17 protein-coding genes and 1 tRNA gene are annotated in these 17128 nt (G+C 73.5%); 8 read left to right on the top strand and 10 right to left on the bottom strand.

The window, feature by feature from the left end:
- The first annotated feature begins 201 nt into the window (after window positions 1–201).
- Window positions 202–930: a SigE family RNA polymerase sigma factor gene (locus tag ACFVQZ_RS22290; RefSeq protein ID WP_081959551.1), complete on the top strand. Its 729-nt coding sequence runs from the start codon at window positions 202–204 to the stop codon at window positions 928–930.
- Entirely contained in the window at window positions 927–2180 is a 1254-nt protein-coding gene (locus ACFVQZ_RS22285; RefSeq protein ID WP_383625181.1) for a hypothetical protein, read from the top strand. Before ACFVQZ_RS22290 ends, ACFVQZ_RS22285 begins: the two co-directional genes overlap by 4 nt.
- Window positions 2181–2286: 106 nt before the next feature.
- Here the strand turns inward: ACFVQZ_RS22285 and ACFVQZ_RS22280 are convergent, their stop codons facing one another.
- A complete protein-coding gene (locus ACFVQZ_RS22280) occupies window positions 2287–3036 on the bottom strand; it encodes an SURF1 family protein (protein WP_030497307.1) in 750 nt (249 codons plus the stop codon).
- 92 nt (window positions 3037–3128) lie between these two features.
- Between ACFVQZ_RS22280 and ACFVQZ_RS22275 the strand changes: the two genes are divergently transcribed.
- A complete protein-coding gene (locus ACFVQZ_RS22275; RefSeq protein WP_030497306.1) occupies window positions 3129–3959 on the top strand; it encodes a class I SAM-dependent methyltransferase in 831 nt (276 codons plus the stop codon).
- Here ACFVQZ_RS22275 and ACFVQZ_RS22270 read toward each other — a convergent pair.
- Both ACFVQZ_RS22270 and ACFVQZ_RS22265 read right to left on the bottom strand, forming a co-directional pair.
- Window positions 3937–4236, bottom strand: coding sequence for a DUF6191 domain-containing protein (locus tag ACFVQZ_RS22270; RefSeq protein WP_030497305.1), 300 nt, complete (start codon window positions 4234–4236; stop codon window positions 3937–3939). The two genes, ACFVQZ_RS22275 and ACFVQZ_RS22270, sit on opposite strands and share 23 nt — an antisense overlap.
- A 119-nt stretch (window positions 4237–4355) precedes the next feature.
- On the bottom strand, window positions 4356–5384 hold the full coding sequence (locus ACFVQZ_RS22265; RefSeq protein ID WP_030497304.1) for an AsnC family transcriptional regulator: 1029 nt from the start codon (window positions 5382–5384) through the stop codon (window positions 4356–4358).
- A gap of 199 nt (window positions 5385–5583) precedes the next feature.
- Between ACFVQZ_RS22265 and ACFVQZ_RS22260 the strand changes: the two genes are divergently transcribed.
- The 3 genes from ACFVQZ_RS22260 (at window position 5584) to ACFVQZ_RS22250 (ending at window position 8501) form a co-directional block, all read left to right on the top strand.
- Window positions 5584–6969 carry a tetratricopeptide repeat protein gene (locus ACFVQZ_RS22260; protein WP_383625176.1) on the top strand — a complete coding sequence of 462 codons (1386 nt, stop codon included), beginning with the start codon at window positions 5584–5586 and terminating at the stop codon, window positions 6967–6969.
- 123 nt (window positions 6970–7092) lie between these two features.
- Entirely contained in the window at window positions 7093–8106 is a 1014-nt protein-coding gene (locus ACFVQZ_RS22255; RefSeq protein WP_383625173.1) for a YdcF family protein, read from the top strand.
- 113 nt (window positions 8107–8219) lie between these two features.
- Window positions 8220–8501 (top strand): hypothetical protein, encoded by a 282-nt coding sequence (locus ACFVQZ_RS22250; protein ID WP_383625170.1) that lies wholly within the window; start codon window positions 8220–8222, stop codon window positions 8499–8501.
- Window positions 8502–8524: 23 nt separating this feature from the next.
- Here ACFVQZ_RS22250 and ACFVQZ_RS22245 read toward each other — a convergent pair whose 3' ends face one another.
- Window positions 8525–9757 carry a serine/threonine-protein kinase gene (locus ACFVQZ_RS22245; RefSeq protein ID WP_383625167.1) on the bottom strand — a complete coding sequence of 411 codons (1233 nt, stop codon included), beginning with the start codon at window positions 9755–9757 and terminating at the stop codon, window positions 8525–8527.
- 577 nt (window positions 9758–10334) lie between these two features.
- Between ACFVQZ_RS22245 and ACFVQZ_RS22240 the strand changes: the two genes are divergently transcribed.
- Window positions 10335–11213, top strand: coding sequence for a glycosyltransferase family 2 protein (locus ACFVQZ_RS22240; protein WP_383625164.1), 879 nt, complete (start codon window positions 10335–10337; stop codon window positions 11211–11213).
- Here the strand turns inward: ACFVQZ_RS22240 and ACFVQZ_RS22235 are convergent.
- The 5 genes from ACFVQZ_RS22235 to ACFVQZ_RS22215 all read right to left on the bottom strand — a co-directional run bounded on the left by ACFVQZ_RS22235 (window position 11206) and on the right by ACFVQZ_RS22215 (window position 14125).
- A complete protein-coding gene (locus ACFVQZ_RS22235) occupies window positions 11206–11904 on the bottom strand; it encodes an alpha/beta fold hydrolase (protein WP_383625274.1) in 699 nt (232 codons plus the stop codon). The genes ACFVQZ_RS22240 and ACFVQZ_RS22235 overlap by 8 nt on opposite strands.
- A 134-nt stretch (window positions 11905–12038) precedes the next feature.
- A complete protein-coding gene (locus ACFVQZ_RS22230) occupies window positions 12039–12245 on the bottom strand; it encodes a hypothetical protein (protein ID WP_383625161.1) in 207 nt (68 codons plus the stop codon).
- 105 nt (window positions 12246–12350) lie between these two features.
- Window positions 12351–12424, bottom strand: a tRNA-Pro gene (locus ACFVQZ_RS22225).
- Window positions 12425–12462: 38 nt separating this feature from the next.
- Entirely contained in the window at window positions 12463–13146 is a 684-nt protein-coding gene (locus ACFVQZ_RS22220; RefSeq protein ID WP_383625158.1) for a Pr6Pr family membrane protein, read from the bottom strand.
- A gap of 40 nt (window positions 13147–13186) precedes the next feature.
- The gene (locus ACFVQZ_RS22215) at window positions 13187–14125 is read right to left on the bottom strand and encodes a metallophosphoesterase (protein WP_030495792.1); all 939 of its coding nucleotides are present in this window, start codon (window positions 14123–14125) and stop codon (window positions 13187–13189) included.
- 74 nt (window positions 14126–14199) lie between these two features.
- Here ACFVQZ_RS22215 and ACFVQZ_RS22210 point away from each other — a divergent pair, with 74 nt between their 5' ends.
- Complete coding sequence (locus ACFVQZ_RS22210) at window positions 14200–14664, top strand: GatB/YqeY domain-containing protein (protein ID WP_030495793.1); 465 nt, start codon at window positions 14200–14202, stop codon at window positions 14662–14664.
- Between the two features lie 106 nt (window positions 14665–14770).
- Here ACFVQZ_RS22210 and ACFVQZ_RS22205 read toward each other — a convergent pair whose 3' ends face one another.
- Window positions 14771–17008, bottom strand: a complete 2238-nt coding sequence (locus tag ACFVQZ_RS22205) for a transglycosylase domain-containing protein (protein WP_030495794.1) — start codon at window positions 17006–17008, stop codon at window positions 14771–14773.
- Window positions 17009–17128: the final 120 nt, after the last annotated feature.

Here is a 17128-nt window from a genome sequence, read left to right as displayed (position 1 = left end):
GTGTCGGACGATGCTCTTCCCCCTTGCTGCAACTAGTAGTTGGGCGGGTCGCGTCTCCGCGTTCACCCATGGACGTGGTGCGGAGCGCGCGAAGAATCGGGGCAAAGGGGGAGAACGGTAACGCATGAGGATGAGCAGCCCGTCGCCGAGAACGGCGGCGCACGCGTACAACCATCCTGGGGGAACACGAGTCCAACAGGCGTGGCAGACGTACTCGACATCCCCGCGCTCTCCCCGCTCCGCGGGGTCCGCACGGCCGTGCTCCCGCTCCGGGCGCCCGGTGGCGTTTCCGCGCCCGCACGCGGCCCCGCGGCCCGCCCGCCCGTACGTCCACGCCCTCTCGACGGGCCCGCGGTGACCACCGTCGTGCCCACCGAATCCCGCGCGGGCGGGGTCAGCGGCATCCCCGCGCCCCGCACGGCGGCCGACGCCGCCACCGGCACCACCGTCGACCACCTCACCGAGACCTACCGCGCCCACTACCGGTCGCTGCTCGGCCTCGCCGCGCTCCTCCTCGACGACACCGCCTCCTGCGAGGACGTCGTCCAGGAGGCGTTCATCCGCGTCCACTCGGCCCGCCGGCGCGTCCGCGAACCCGAGAAGACCCTCGCCTACCTGCGCCAGACCGTCGTCAACCTCTCCCGGTCCGCGCTGCGCCGCCGCATCCTCGGCCTCAAGCTGCTGTCCAAGCCGATGCCCGACATGGCCAGCGCCGAGGAGGGGGCGTACGACCAGCTGGAGCGCGACGCCCTCATCAAGGCCATGAAGGGCCTCCAGCGCCGCCAGCGCGAGGTCCTCGTCCTCCGCTACTTCGCCGACATGACGGAGGCCCAGGTCGCCGAGACCCTCGGCATCTCCCTCGGCTCGGTGAAGGCGTACGGTTCGCGGGGCATCGCCGCCCTGCGCGTCGTCATGGAGGCCAAGGCATGAGCAGGGAACCGGACGACCGGGAGGAGAACGGCCCCGGCGAGGAGCGCCACGACCCCGACGAACGCAGCGGACGCGCCTTCGAACAGGGACGCGTCGGACGTGACGACCTGAGTGGACGACTGATGATGGACTTCGAGCCCGGACCCGGCGAGGACGACGCGGAGGACGAACTCGCGCTGCGGCGCCTGCTCCACGGCGCCGTCGCCGGCCTCGAACCCTCCGCCGAGGCCCTCGACCACCTGCGGCACGCCGTCCCCGCCCGCCGCGCCCGCAAGCGGCAGGCCCTCGTCGGCGCCGCCGCCGCCGCGGTCCTCATCGGCACCGCCGTCCCCGCCCTCGTCCACGTCGCCGGCTCGCCCGGCGTCACCGCCGCCGCCGACCCCGCCCTCGCCGGCCACGGCCAGCAGGCCCAGGGCGGCACCGGCACCGCCACCGAAGGCCCCGCCGCCGGCGAATCGCCCGCCGCCGAGGTCTCGCCCACCACCGAGCCCACCCGCGCCACCCCCGGCAAGAACGGCGACCGCACCGGCCCCCACGGCACCCCCGCCACCACCGGCCGCCCCGCCGGCGGCGGCACGGCGCCCGGCTGCGCCCGCGGCACCCTCCAGTCGGCGGGCGCCTACAACACCGGCCCCGACGCCACCGGCGTCGTCTACGGCGGCTTCACCGTCGTCAACGCCTCCGACGCCCCCTGCGTCGTCGGCGGCGACGGCCTGGTCGGCGTCGCCACCCTCGGCAGCGCCGACCCCAACCGGATCGCCGTCGCCCGGCACACCGACGGCGACCCCGCGACCGGCCTGCCGTCCCCGTCCGCGGAGTCCGCGTCCGTGCTGCTCGAACCCGGCGACTCGTACCAGGTGAAGTTCGCCTGGGTGCCCAGCGAGACCTGCCCGACCGGCGGCGGCAGCACCCCGCCGCCCACCCTCACCCCGACCGAGCCCACCCCGACGCCCACCGAACCCACGCCCACCCCCACCGAGCCCACCCTCCCGCCCCCGACGGAGCCGACGCCCACGCCCACCGAGGGCGGCGACGGCACCGACCCCGGCGGCGGCGAAGGCGGCGGCACCGGCACCGAGACCGGCACCGGCACCGACTCCGGCGTCAGCACCCAGCTGACGCGCGCCGAACCCGGCAAGGGCAGCGTCACCGTCAGCCACACCGCGGAGCCCGGCGACCCGACCGTCACCACGGTCCTCACCGACGCCTGCGCCGGCACCGTCTACCGCACCGGCCTGCTCAAGAACTGAACGCGCACACGACGGAGGGGCCGGGAGAACGACTCTCCCGGCCCCTCCGCCGTCCGTCACCGACCCACCGAGGGCCCCCGGGTCCCGGGGCCCCTCCGCCGCGCCGTCAGGACCCGGCCAGGCCCAGCTCCTCGTCCCGCGCCGCCTCCTTGTCCCGGCGCAGCAGCCGGAACCACATGAAGACCACGAAACCGCCGAAGACGAACCACTCCGCCGTGTAACCCAGGTTCTGGAACGCCTTCGCGTCCAGACCCGTGCCCGCCGCCGCGGCCGCCGGCACCGGCGTCAGACCCTTCGGCGACTCGGTCAGCGTGATCCACGCGTCGTACACGTCGTCCGGCACCACGTTCACCAGCGCCGCCGCGCTGATCACGCCCAGCTGCCCCTCGGGCAGCCCGCCGGCCGTCCGCACGCCCTTCGTCCCCTGGTTCTCCGACGCCTGCAGCGCGCCCACCACCGTGACCTCGCCCGACGGCACCGGCGGCGCCTCCGCGCCCTCCGGCAGCCAGCCCCGCACCACCGGCAGCGAGCGCCCCTCGTCCGTCCGCAGCAGCGTCAGCACGTACGAGCCCGCCCTGCCGTCCAGCTCGCGGTCCGGCACCAGGAACTGCTTCCCGTACCGCCCGCTCGCCTCCGCGGCGCGCCCCGACGTCTCCTTGTCCACCGGCAGCAGCTCCGCCAGCGGCTCGGCCCGCTGCGCGCTCGCGGCCGGCTTGCGCTCCGCCTCCTGATGGGAGTCGACGCGATCCTCGAACTTGCCCAGCTGCCAGGTCCCCATGAAGACGCACACGGGGACGGCCAGCACGACGAAGAGATTGATCCCCCACCAGCGGGGGGTCCTCAGGAACCGGTACACGCCTCCACGGTACGGGGACCCTCCCGGCGCCCCGCCGGGAGGGCGCCGAATACCCGTTCGCGCCCGGGTGACCCGGTGGCTAACCTCGCCGCATGTACTCACCGACCCCCGACGACTGGTACGAGGCCAACCGTGCCCGCTGGGACGAGCGCGTGCCGATCCACGCCGCCAGCGAGTTCTACGGCCTCGACGCCTTCCGCGCCGGCAAGGACGCCCTGCGCGACTTCGAGCTCGCCGAGGTCGGCGACGTCACCGGCCGCACCCTGCTGCACCTCCAGTGCCACATCGGCCTCGACACCCTCTCCTGGGCCCGGCACGGCGCCGCGCAGGTCGTCGGCCTCGACTTCTCCGAACCGGCCGTCGAGACCGCCCGCGCCCTCGCCGCCGAGATCGGCCTCGGCCCCGACCGCGCCGCGTTCGTCGCCGCCGACGTGTACGACGCCGCCGAGGCCGTGCCCGACCGGGCGTACGACATCGTCTACACCGGCGTCGGCGCGCTCTGCTGGCTGCCCGACCTCGACCGCTGGGCCGAGACCGCCGCCTCCCTCGTCGCCCCCGGCGGCTTCCTGTACGTCTCCGAGTTCCACCCCGTCGCGGACTCCTTCGACGACGAGACCGGCAGCACCCTCGTCCACGACTACTTCGTCCGTGACCCCTGGGTCGACACCACCCCCGGCACCTACACCGACGCGGACGTGCCCACGGTCCACAACCGCAGCGTCGAGTGGGTGCACCCGGTCGGCGAGGTCGTCACCGCGCTCGCCAAAGCCGGACTGCGCATCGAGTTCCTGCACGAGCACCACGTCACGCTCGTCCCCCGCTACGCGACCCTGGAGCGCCACGAGGACGGCTACTACCGCTTCCCCGCCGGCCGCCCCCGCGTCCCGCTGATGTACTCGCTCAAGGCGTCCCGCCCGGCCTGATCCGGATCACCGCACGGCCGCCCGCCAGATCCACCGTGGTCCGGCGCGGCGGCGCGCCGTCCTCCTCGTCGTCCCGCATCAGCAGGGCGCTCTGCCGCTCCTTCAGCTCGCTCTGCTTGCCCGGCGAGAAGGTGGCGTGCAGCTGCTCGAAACCGGTCGACGAGACCGTGCCGCGCCGCTTCCCGCGGCCGGTCATGCGGAGGAACTGATCGGCGAAGGCGACCACCGTCAGCAGGATCACCAGCCCCGGCAGCGTCACGAACACGGCGAACTCCATGCCCCCAGGAGACCACGCGCGCGGGGCGCCCCGAAAGGCCCGGGGGCCGCGGGCGTCGTCGTACGGGGCGCCGCCGCACGCGGGGATGGCCTCGTACGGGCGGGGTCACGCGGGCGAGGTCACGCGTCGGGCTTCACGTGGTGCGTCCGGCGCCCGTCGTCGCCCAGCACCTGCGCCCCGATCTTGTACGTGCGCAGACTCACCGCCGTCCCCGTGATCCGCAGCGCCGGCGCCGCCCGCACCAGCCCCGCCGTGATCTCGTGCAGCTCCTCGACCGAACCCAGCCACATCGCCACCGCCAGGTTGTGCGGCCCGGTCACCGAGGTGATCACCTGGGTGCGCCGCACCCGGGTCAGCGCCGCCACCGTCGCCGCCTCGTCCAGCGGCGCCACCTGCGCCGTCACCATCGCCCACACCGGCCGCCCGGAGAAGCGCGGCGCCGGCTGGCAGTGGTGGTGCAGCGCGCCGCCCGCCGACAGCACGTCCAGCCTGCGCCGCACCGTCGACTCGCTGGTCCCGCACTGCCGGGCCAGCTCGGCGGCGCTGCGGCGCGCGTCCCCGGCCAGCTCCGCCACCAGCCGCCGGTCCAGCTCGGTCACCTGGGGCGCCACGCGCGCGCGTGCCCCCTCCCGCCGCTCCAGCGCCGTCACCTCCGTCAGCAGCCGCGCCTGCCCCGGGGAGAGCTGCTCGACGCGGGAGCGGTACGGGCGGTTGTGCATGCGGGTGACGACCTGGGTGCGGGCCCGGAGCACCCCGGGCAGCCGGCGGACCCGGCCGGTGACGTAGGCGTCGAGGGCGGGCAGGTCGGGCGCGATCAGCAGCAGCACCAGGTCGGCGCCGCCCGTCACCGCGTGGACGCCGAGGGTGCCGGGGTCGCCGGACAGGTCGAGCGCCGTCGCCTCCGTGGTGCCGGCGGTGCACTCCAGCTCGACCCACGCGTACAGCGCCGCCTCCGTGCCGCGCCGCGCGATGAGCATCGACGTCCAGGCGTACCCCCCGGAGGTGAGGTGCTCCCAGCGGCGGGCGAGGGTGTCCGGACCGCTGCCGAGGACGGCGGACAGCTGCGTCCAGCTCGCCCGCGGCCGTATCTGGAGCGCGTGGATCAGCGACATATCCGCCTCTCCCAGGACGGATTCCCCGGTGCGCATTTTCCTCCTTGGCCGATCCCCGGAAAACCTTGGTGATGGCCCCGAGAGCACCCCAGGATGTGGACCGGGGCCTATGCATTCAAGCCGCCTCGGCGCCCGATGGCCATGAATTCGGCCATACGTCACAGCGGCGGCGTCCAGCGGCCCCGGCCATATCGGCGGAAACAGGGACGCACGGGGGATGACGACCATGGGGCGAGTGGCGGGGGAGCCACCCGAGTACGAGGTGCTGTGGGGCGAGCAGGTCGGAACCGGCCAGCTCGCCGCCGCCGAGGAGGGATACCTGGCCTCCGGCCCGGCGGAACGCCTGCTGTGGGAGCGGCTGTCCGTCTTCGAGGGCGCCTTCGACCGGCGCGCCGTGACGGAGGTCTGCGGATACGGCGCGCTCGCCGCCGTCGACGTCGGCGCCGTCCTGGACCGGCTGGCACCCCGGGCACTGCTGCCGGTGGACGACCTGTTCGACGGCGAGGACGGCGGACCGCGCCACTGGATGCCGCACGCGATGCGCGCGGTCGGCGCCCGGCGGCTCACCGCCCGCGGCGACCGCCGGCACGTCGTCCTGCACCACCGCACCTGGTACGTGAAGGTCGCCCGGCGCGCCGCCGAATGGTGGCAGCGGGGCCGCCAGCTCGACGCCCGCGACCTGACCCTGCGCGAACTCCCCGACCTGGCCGCCGCCATGGACCCGACGACGGCCGACACGCCCGGCGACGAGGCCGGCGCGGCCCTGGAGATCGCCGTCTCCCTGTGGTTCCTGTGGGTGGCCTGCGGCCGGGTCCCCGAAGGGCGGACCCGGCTGCGGCACGCCCTCGCCCTCCACCCGGAACCGCCGCCCGCCCGGGCGCTGTGGCTCGCCGCCTTCCTGGAACTGGAGTCGGGCCGCCCCGAGGACGCCGATCCGCTGCTCGTCCAGGCGTGGGCGAGCGCGGTACGGGACGGCGACGTGAAGTGCCTGGGCCTGCTCGCCCACCTGCGCGGCTCCATCGCCCTCTACCAGGGGCGGACCAGGGCCGCCGCGGACGAGTTCCGGGAGGCGCTGGCGCAGATCGGCGACGTGCCCGACTTCGGGCCGACCCGGGAGGCGTGCTGGGCGGCCCTGGCGCTCTGCTTCAGCCGCACCGACCCGGAGGCCGCGCAGGAGGCGCTCGACCAGCTGGAACTCGACGGGGCGGGCCGGCGGACCTGGGCGGGCCGCGACCTGTTCGCCGACGCCTGGGCCGACCACGCCCGCGCCGAACTCCTCGCCTGGGACGGAGAACGGGCCCGCGCCGCCGAGCACGCCCGCCGGGCGCTGCGTGAACACCTGCGGCTCGGCTCGCCGGTCGGCGCCGCCTGCGCGGCCGAACTCCTCGCCCGCATCCGGCTGCTGGACGGCCGCCCCGACCGCGCCGCCCATCTCCTCGGCGCCGTCGACCTGTTGCGCACCGCCGTCTTCGACCCGTCCTACCGCCCGGCGCGGTACTGCACGGCCGCCCGGGCCCGCAGCGACGCGGCGCTGAACGCGCTCCTGGACGACCCGCGGCTGCGGGAGGCGTACGAAGAAGGCGCCCGCAAGGGCCTGTTCGCCCTCTCCCGCGAACGCTGACGGCCCCGCCCGACCGCAGCGGACTCACCCTCCCGGGGTGGGGACGGCGCAGCCCCCGCGAAGTTGTCCACAGCTTCGCCCGCGGTCCGCTCCGCCACCGGACCCGATGCCTACGATGACGCCATGATCGCTTTCGCGGTGTCCGCCCTGTTCCTCCTCTGCTTCGGGGTCGGTGTACTGCGCGACCGCCGCCGCTTCGGGAACGCGGTGTACCTCGGTCTCGCCGTCACCTTCCTCGGCCTCGGACTCCTCTCGGCCGTCGACGACCTGCCGCACGGCCTGACGGAGACGGTCCTCGTCCTGCTCCTGCTGGTCCTCGGCCTCGGCCCGGTGGTCCTCGCCGGGCTGCTCTGCGCCAACGGCGTCGAGATGATCCGCAAGGAGGGCAGACGCCTGGCCAACCTGCTGCCGCTCCTCGCCGGCCTCGGCATCTTCGGGGTGCTCGCGCTGATGGCGGTGGCGGTCCTCCTCCGCTCCCGCGTCCTCGGCGTCATCGCCCTCACCCTGCTCCTCGTCCTCGGCTACGTCTCCTTCCTCTTCCTCTGCTTCGTCGGCTACGCGTTCCTGTACGGCCGGATGCGGCTGCGCCGCGACGCCGGCTTCGTGGTGGTCCTCGGCTCCGGCCTGATCGGCGGCAGACGGGTCCCGCCGCTCCTCGCCAGCCGCCTCGACCGGGGCCGCGAGGTGTACGAGCGGCTGGCCGCGCGCGGCGGCGACGCCCCGCCGCTCCTCGTCACCTCCGGCGGCCAGGGCCCCGACGAGCAGCTGCCGGAGTCCCACGCCATGGCCGGGTACCTCGTGGAGCGGGGCTTCCCCGAGGACCGGATCCGCCGCGAGGACCGCTCCCGCACCACCGAGGAGAACCTGCTGTTCAGCAAGGAGCTGATGGACGCCGAGCGGCCGGGCGCCGGCTGCGTGATCGTCACCAACAACTTCCACGCGTTCCGGGCGGCGCTCATGGCCCGGAAGGCCGGGGTGGACGGCCAGGTGGTGGGCTCGCCGACCGCCGCGTACTTCTGGCCCAGCGCCACCCTCCGCGAGTTCGCCGCGGTCTTCGTGGAGTACCGGAAGGTCAACCTGGCGGTCTGCGCCATACTCGTCGCCGTCGGCTGCCTGGGCCTCCTGGCGGCCCCGTGACGGTCCGCCCCGCTACAGGAGGGGCGGCCCGGGCCCCGCGTCCCTAGGCTGGAGGGACGGAGGTGTCCGCGGGCGCCGGAAGCGGCGCCCGGTGCCCGCCGCGGAGGTGACCCATGAGGCGACGCCACCACTTCCACATCGACTACCGGGGCCATTCGGTCTCGGCGACCGTGGAGACCGGCCTGCGGCCCGTCGTCGAGGTGCTCGTCGACGGCAAGGAGACCGGGTACGCGAAGGGCGGCGGCGACCGTCCGGTGGCCGTCCCGATCGAGCTGCCGACGGACCCGCCGACCCCGGCGACCGTCCGCGCCACCCTCGGCCCCGGAGTGCCCCGCTGTCTCCTCCTCGCCGAGGGAGACCCGGACGCCCACGTGATGGCGCCCCGGCTGTACTGACCGGACGCGGCCGGCGCGGCGGCTCAGGACATCCAGGCCATCCCGATGAAGAGGAACACGACGAAGGCGACGATCCCCGCGACAGCGGCCGTCTTACGGGGCCGCCGCCGCGACAGCTCGGCGAGCGCCCCACCGGCCGAAGCACCGGAACCACCCCGCTCGCCACCACGCCGCCGGGCACCCCCGGAGCCGGACGTGGTGACGGCCATGGAGCCGGACACGGAGGTGACCGGCGCCCCACCCCCGGGACCGTGCCCGGACCGGGGCCCGGGGATCGGAGAAGGGGGCAGGGGCGAGGAGGAGCGGGAGGGGCGGGTGGGGTGGGAGGGGGCGGGGGGGAGGGGGGAGGGGGAGCCCCCCGGGCCACGAGGCGCGGGCATGGCCGCCGAAGGAGCCCCCGCCCCGCGGTGCGCGCCCCCCGGCGCGGGCGCTGCCTGGACCGGCGGGCCGGCGGGGACGGCTCCCGGCATGGCCGCGGCGGCGGGGCGGGGCGCGTACTCCCGCCAGGCGCCGGACCCGAACCAGTCGGCGATGGCCTGGGCGGGCGGTCGCTGCTCGGGCTGCTTGGCCAGCAGGCTCAGCAGGTACGCCTCGAAGGCGGGCGTGAGGACGACGCCGAGCCGGCTCGGCGGGGTCGGGGCGCTGTCGATGTGCTGGTAGAGCAGGGCGGTCGCGGTGTCCGCGCGGAACGGTGGGTGGCCGGTGAGCAGCTGGTAGAGGACGCAGCCGAGCGAGTACACGTCCGAGGCGGGCGAGGCGGGCTTGCCGAGGGCGCGCTCCGGGGCCAGGTAGAGGCCGGTGCCGACGATCTGGCCGGTGGTGGTGAGCCCGGCGGACGGGTCGTCGACGAAGCGGGCGATGCCGAAGTCGGCCAGCTTGACCGTGCCCTCGGCGTCCATGAGCAGGTTGCCGGGCTTGATGTCGCGGTGGACGACGCCCTGCCGGTGGGCGGCGGCGAGGCCGGCGGCGGCGTGCGCGGCGACCACGGCGACCCGCTCCGCGGGCAGGACCAGCGGGTTGGCGGGGGAGGAGCCGAGGCTGTCGCCCTCGACGAGCTCCATCACCAGGAAGAGCTTGCCGTCCCAGGTGCCGAAGTCGAAGACGCCGACGACGTGCGGGTGGCTGAGCCGTGCGGCGGTCTGCGCCTCCAGGCGGAAGCGGTCGGCGCCGGAGGGGTCGGTGGACTGGGCCAGCATCAGCTTCACGGCGACCGGCCGGCCCAGGACCTCGTCGGTGGCCTGCCACACCTCGCCCATGCCGCCACGGCCGATACACCCGTGGAGCCGATATCGGTCCGCGACCAGCACCAGGAGACGCCCTTTCGACAATCGATCACTTGACGGCAGAGGACCAGAGTAGAGCCGCTGACCGCGCGCTCTCGCCGCGCTCCCCCCGAAGCGGAACCACGACGGACCCGGACCCGGAACCGGACCGGAGAAGCCCGCAACCGGACCCGAAACCGGGCTGGAGAAGGCGCAACCGGACCGGAACGCACCCGGAACCGCACCGGAGAACCCCGGAACCACGGTGGAACCGCCGCCGTACGCACGGACGCAGCGAGACCCCTTGCAGGTTCCGCCGCGAGCCCCCCGATTCCCGGCCCCGCCGGCGCGCCCTGCAGACCGCCCCTGCAGACCGCCCCTGCAGACCGCCCCTGCAGACCGCCCCGACAGACCACCCCCACCGACCGCCCCCACGGACCGGCGCCCCCCGAGGGCGACCACCCCGCTACCCTCCCAGGCACCGCCCGGGTACCTTCCGGGTTCCGCCCGGGTTCCCGAAGGGTGAACAATGGGTGCCGAGACCCGACCCCGAGCTGGAACGGAGTGGACCGTGGCGCGACCGCGTGTGGGCGTGGCGGTACTGACGATGGGCACCCGCCCCGCGGAGCTGGGCGCGCTGCTCGAGTCGGTGGCGAAGCAGGACGAGCCCGCCGCCCGGATCGTCGTGGTCGGCAACGGCACCGGTTCGCTGCCCGAGCTCCCCGAGGGCGTGACGGGCGTGGAGCTGCCGGAGAACCGCGGCGTGACCGGCGGCCGGAACGTGGCCATCGACACCCTCCGCTCGTTCGGTGACGTGGACGTCCTGGTCGACCTGGACGACGACGGACTGCTGGTCGACACGGACGTGTTCCGCCGCCTGGTGGACCTGTACGAGCGGGAGCCGGAGCTGGGCGTGGTCTCGTTCCGGATCGCGGACGAGACGGGTGAGACGCAGCGCCGGCACATCCCCCGGCTGGGGGCGAAGGACCCGATGCGCGGCGGTGAGGTCACCACGTTCCTGGGCGGTGGTCACGGGCTGTCGATGCCGATGCTGGAGCGGATCGGCGGGTGGCCGGAGGAGTTCTTCTTCGCGCACGAGGAGACGGACCTGGCCTGGCGGGCGCTGGACGACGGCTGGCGGATCAAGTACGCGCCCGAGCTGCTGCTCCAGCACCCGAAGACGAGCCCGGCCCGGCACGACGTCTACTACCGGATGACCGCCCGGAACCGCGTGTGGCTGGCGAAGCGGAACCTGCCGGCCCCGCTGGTCCCGCTCTATCTGGTGGTCTGGGTCCTGCTGACCGTCGCCCGCACCCGCTCGGTGCGGGGTCTGCGCGCCTGGTTCGCGGGGTTCGCGGAGGGCCTGAAGGCGCCGGCGGGGCCGCGCCGTCCGATGCGCTGGTCGACGGTGCTGCGGATGACGCGGCTGGGCCGTCCGCCGATCATCTGACGCCGGCCGCCAGGAAGTCCTCGACGAGGTCCGCCCAGCCGTCCGGGTCCTCCCAGAACGGCAGGTGCCCGGTGCCGAGTTCGGCGGTGCGGGCGCCGGGGACGGACGCGGCGAGCTCCCGCTGCCGGTCGGGGGAGACGAGCGGGTCCTCGGTGGTGACGACGACGAGCGCGGGCACCGCGAGCCGCGCCAGGTCGTCGCGTACGTCGATGAGCTCGGCGAGCTCCAGGTGGGCGGGGGTCGTGGCGGGCGGGGCGGGCGCGAGCGCGAGCATGGCCCGCAGCCGTCCGGGGTCGGTCCGGTCGAGGAAGCCGGCGCCGAGTCCGGTCAGCGCCAGGTGCTGGGCGAGCAGCCGGGTCCGCCCGCTCTCGTGGAGGCCGCGCCACAGCGAGATCCCGAGCCGCATCCGGTGGTCGGCGCGGGCGAACGGCGCCGTCAGCACCACGCGCGTGACCCGCTCCGGGCACCGCACCGCGAGCCGTACGGCCAGCGGCGCCCCCAGCGAGTACCCGCACACGGCGAACGTCTCCAGTCCGGCGGCGTCCGCGGCGGCCACGATCCCGTCCACGGCCGCGTCGACCCCGCCCCCGGTCCGCCGGGGCAACTCCCCGGCCACGCACCGGAACCGCTCCCCGAACCGCCGTGCCAGCCCCCCGAAGTGCCCCTCGACACTCCCCCCGGCCCCGTGCACCCACACCAGCCCGCCCACCGCGCCCCCTCACGCCCGTGCCCCGTCGGCCACCGCGAGGACACTAACGCCCTTGCCTGACGGCTGTGTTCACGCGTGGAGGTGGGGCACGGACCGAGAAGCCCGCCGAGCGGTCCCTACACGTTCTCGTCCCGCTCCAGGATCAGGCTGATCGAGCCGTCTTCCAGATCGATGCCGCTGTCGAGGTGCTCGTGATAGCCGTTCCGGAGTTCAGGGTCGGCCAGTCCGAGGAGCCGCTCGGCGAGGCTCCGGAGCCCTGCCGCGTTGGCCGCGATCGTGATCTCCGTCGCCGAGCCGTGGACCGTGATCCGGGGTTCGTCCATGGCGTCACGCTACAGCGGGCCGCGGGGCGGACGACCGGACCCGCGGACAAAGACAGGTGAGGCCGGTACTGAGATCAGTACCGGCCTCACCTGCTGTTTCGGCTGTCGGGGTGGCGGGATTTGAACCCACGACCTCTTCGTCCCGAACGAAGCGCGCTGCCAAGCTGCGCTACACCCCGATGTCGCTGCTCTGTTCTTCACGTCGCGGCGACATCGATTACTTTAGCCCACCCGCGCCCAGAGACGAAATCCGGTTCTCGGAGCGTGCCGCCGCAGGTCGGAAGCGGTCGGCCAGGACGAGGAGGAGGCCGAGGGCGGTGAAGGCGAGACCGAGGACGACGGCGTTGAGGAGGACGCCGGCGTAGCCGTGGGCGGCGACGTCGAGGAACGGGTACGTGTAGCGGGTGGGGTGGTCCGCGGGGAGGAGCGCGCCGCGGACGAGGGCGAAGGCCAGGTAGGTGCCGGGGGCGGCGAGCCAGAGGACGGCGTGCCGGGGGCGGTAGGCGCCGGGGCGGGTGAGGAGCAGCCAGTCGAGGGCGACGCCGATCGGGGTGACGGTGTGCAGGAGCTGGTTGGAGAGGGCGCGGGCGCCGGTGAGGGCGTCGACGGCGGCGGCCTGGTTGAAGGGGCTCGACGGGTTGGCGAGGACCAGGTGGAAGACGAGGCCGACGATCGTGATGCAGAGCAGTGTCCCGCCGGTCCAGGCGGGCGGGAGCGGCGGCCGGCCGGTCCAGGCGCGGACGGCGCCGAGGCCGAGGACGACGGCGACGGCGGTGTTGGTCCAGATCGTGAAGAAGCTGAAGGCGACCAGCGGGTTCCCGACGACGCAGTCGATCGTGACGCCGGTCGCCGCGGCGAGGGCGATCAGGCCGCGGACGACGGCGATGAAACGGTTCGGCATGCGGTCACGGTACGGGGGCGGGGCCGCCCCCGTACGGACGTCAGGCGCGTGCCGTCAGGGTCAGCAGCGTCGCCTCGGGCGGGCAGGCGAAGCGGACCGGGGTGAAGCGGTTGGTGCCGCAGCCCGCGGAGACGTGCAGGTAGGAGGTGTGGCCGCCGGCGGTGTGGGTGGAGAGGCCCTTGGCGCGGTCGGTGTCGATGTCGCAGTTGGTGACGAGGGCGCCGTAGAAGGGGACGCACAGCTGCCCGCCGTGGGTGTGCCCGGCGAGGATCAGCTCGTAGCCGTCGGAGGTGAAGGCGTCGAGGGTGCGCAGGTACGGCGCGTGCACGATGCCGAGGGAGAAGTCCGCCGAGGTGTCGGGGCCACCGGCCACCCGCTCGTACCGGTCCCGCTTGATGTGGGGGTCGTCGAGGCCGGTGAAGGCGAGGTCGGCCTGGGGGAGCTTGAGCCGGCCGCGGGTGTTGGTGAGGTCGATCCAGCCGGCCGCGTCGAAGGCGTCCTTCATGCCCTCCCACGGGTTGTGCACGGCGCCGACGACGGGCTTGTTGCCGTTGAGGCCGTGCCGTCCCTGCGCCTTCTCCACGAGGTAGCGGGCGGGGTTGCGCAGCCGGGGGCCGTAGTAGTCGTTGGAGCCGAAGACGTACACGCCGGGGAAGTCCATGAGCGGGCCCAGGGCGTCGAGGAGCTCCGGGACGGCCTCGGTGTCGGAGAGGTTGTCGCCGGTGTTCACGACGAAGTCGGGGCGGAGCCCGGCGAGCTTCTGCAGCCAGAGCCGCTTCTTCTTCTGGCCGCACACCATGTGGACGTCGGAGACCTGGAGGACCCGCAGGTCGGCCATGCCCGGCGGCAGGACGGGGACGGTGATCCGGCGGAGCCGGAAGGAGCGGGCCTCGAAGCCCGCCGCGTAGACGAGTCCGGCCGCGGCCGTCGCCGCGACGCCTGCCGTGATCTTCAGGGGGATCCCGTACCGTGCGCGCATCCCCCCATCGTTCCAGACCCGCGGGGCGTAAATGCACGGGCGGTACGCGTGGACCACCTGCCACACTTGATGCCATGACCACGCTCAAGGCACGACTGCAGGACGACCTCAACGCCGCGATCAAGGAGCGCGACGAGCTGCGCTCCTCGACCCTGCGGCTGACCATCGCCGCCATCACCAAGGAGGAGGTCGCGGGCAAGACCAAGCGCGAGCTCTCCGACGACGAGGTGCAGAAGGTGATCGCCAAGGAGGCGAAGAAGCGGCGCGAGGCCGCGGACGCCTTCGAGCAGGGCGGTCGCCACGAGTCGGCCGAGCGCGAGCGGGCGGAGGGCGTCGTCCTCGACGCGTACCTGCCGAAGCAGCTCACCGACGAGGAGCTGGAGGGCATCGTCGCCGAGGCCGTCGAGGAGGCGCGGGCCGCCGGTGCCGAGGGTCCGCGTGCCATGGGCGCCGTCATGAAGATCGTGAACCCGAAGGTGGCCGGTCAGGCCGAGGGCGGCCGGGTGGCCGCCGCGGTGAAGAAGCTGCTCGCGGGCTGACCGCACGCGCGCGGACGTACGTCGGCGTACGTCGGCGTATGCGAAGGGCGCCCCCGCCGGATTCCGCATCCGGTGGGGGCGCCCTTCGCGTGTACTGGCCGGCGGCTCAGTCCCTGCCGCGGCCGTTGCCGGGCCGGCCGTCACCGCCGCCGCCCAGGTCGGGGAGGGTGATGTCCGGGAACGGGTTGGTCGGCCGGTCGGCCGGCTTGTCGTCGTCCCGGTCGGCGGGCTTGGCGTCGTCCCGCTTGTCGTCCTTCTTCGGGTCCTTCGGCTTCTCGGCGCGGGGCACCTTGATGCCGACGAAGGACGGGGCCTCGTCGCCGAGGGCGCCGGTCATGGCGATCCGCCAGATCGGGCCGGGGAGGCAGCCACCGCAGACCTTGTCGTAGTAGACGCCGCCGATGGTGATGTCGAACATCTCCTCGCGCTTGCCGACGTCGTCGCCGACCCAGACGGCGGTGGAGAGGTCCGGGGTGTAGCCGACGAACCAGGCGTCCTTGCGGCCCTCGGTGGTACCGGTCTTGCCGGCGTTGTCGCGGTCGCTCAGACCGGCCTTTGTGCCGGTGCCGTCCTCGACCACGCCCTTGAGCATCTGGTTGATCATGTCGGCGGTGCGGTCGGACATGGCGCGCGTGCACTTGGTCTGCGGCACGTTCAGCTTGTCGCCGTTGGCGGCCTTGATGGAGTCGATGACCACCGGGGTGCAGTAGATGCCGCGGTTGGCGAAGGTCGCGTAGACGTTCGCCATGTCGAGCGGGGTGCTCTCCAGCGAGCCGAGGGTCGCCGACGGGCTCTGCTTGATCGGCTTGCCGAGCTCGCGCTCGTAGCCGACCTTCTTCGCCATCGTCAGCGTCTCGCAGAGGCCGGCGGCCTGCTCCAGCTTGGCGAAGTAGGTGTTGATGGACTTGCCGAGGGCGCTGGTCATGTCGTACGCCCCCTTCTCCGACTTGAGCTCGTTCTGCACGGGCCAGTCGCCGTAGTCGGCGGGCTTGCCGTCGCAGCGCTTGTAGTCGCTCTTCTCCATGGTGATCTTCCACGGAGTGTCGTAGCTCGTCGCGGGGGAGAGGCCCTTCTCCAGGGCGGCGGCGGCCGTGATCGGCTTGAAGGTCGAGCCGACCGGGAAGCCGTACGTCGTGCCGCCCATCTTGCTGCCGACGGCGAGGTTGAGCGTGGTCTGGTGCTGCTTCTGGTCCAGGCCGTACGGGCGGGACTGGCTCATCGACAGGATCTTGCCGGTGCCGGGCTGCACCTGGACGACGGCGGTCGCGACCCCGTCGTCCTTGTTCACCTTGGCCACCGCGGCCTCGTTCGCCGCCGCCTGCGCCTTCGGGTCGAGCGTGGTCCGGATGGTCAGGCCGCCCAGGTTCCACAGCTTCTGGCGCTCCTCGGCGGTCTTGCCGAAGACGGGGTCGTTGAGGATCGTCTTGCGGACGTAGTCGCAGAAGAAGCCGGCGCCGTCGACGGCGGTGATGCAGCCGTTCTTCGGCGCCTTCACCTTCAGCTTGATCGGCGCGGCCTTGGCCTTCTCGTACTCGGCCTCGCTGATGTCACCGACGTCCGCCATGCGCTTGAGGACGATGTTGCGCCGCTTGGTGGCCTCTTCGAGGTCGTTGATGGGGTCGAAGCGGCTCGGCGACTGCACCAGGCCGGCCATCATGGCGGCCTCGCCCAGTTCCAGGTTCGCGGCGGGCTTGGAGAAGTAGCGCTGCGAGGCGGCCTCGATGCCGTACGCCTGCTGCCCGAAGAACGTGATGTTGAGGTAGTTCTCCAGGATCTTCTTCTTGCCCAGCTCCTCCTCGACCTGGATCGCGTACTTCAGCTCGCGGACCTTGCGGCCGATCGTCTGCTGGGTGGCCTGCGCGACCTTCTCCGGGTCGTCGCCGGCCTCCTCGACGAACACGTTCTTCACGTACTGCTGGGTGAGCGTCGACGCGCCCTCGGAGACGCCGCCCGACTGAGCGTTCTTGTTGATCGCGCGGAGCACGCCCTTGAGGTCGATGGCCCCGTGCTCGTAGAAGCGCGAGTCCTCGATGGCGACGATCGCCTTCTGCATGTACGGGGAGATCTTCTCCAGCGGCACCACCTTGCGGTCCCGCGAGTAGACCGTGGCGATGAGGCCGCCCTCGGAGTCCAGGATGGTGGTGCGCTGACTGAGGGGCGGGGTCTTCAGGTTCGAGGGGATCTCGTCGAATCCCTCGACGGTGCCCTTGGCCGCCAGACCCAGTGCGCCGGCCGCGGGCAGGGCGATGCCCGCCAGCACGGCTCCGGAGAGCACACTGACACCGAGGAACTTGGCGGCCTGCTGGGTCCCGGTCAGACCACCGCCCGAGCGCTTCTTTGCCATGGGGGCAGCCTACGTTCTCAATCGCCGGACACGCGTATATGCCTTGGCCTAAGCTGCTCCCAACTGTCACAGGAGTGCGGTCCCGTATCGGCCCTCGTGCGTGACAATCGCCTGAAATCC

This window comes from Streptomyces sp. NPDC057854, assembly GCF_042797055.1.
In the GTDB taxonomy this organism is placed as follows: domain Bacteria; phylum Actinomycetota; class Actinomycetes; order Streptomycetales; family Streptomycetaceae; genus Streptomyces.
The sequence above is the reverse complement of the archived record's forward strand: the minus strand, read 5'-3'. Positions and strand labels throughout refer to the sequence as shown.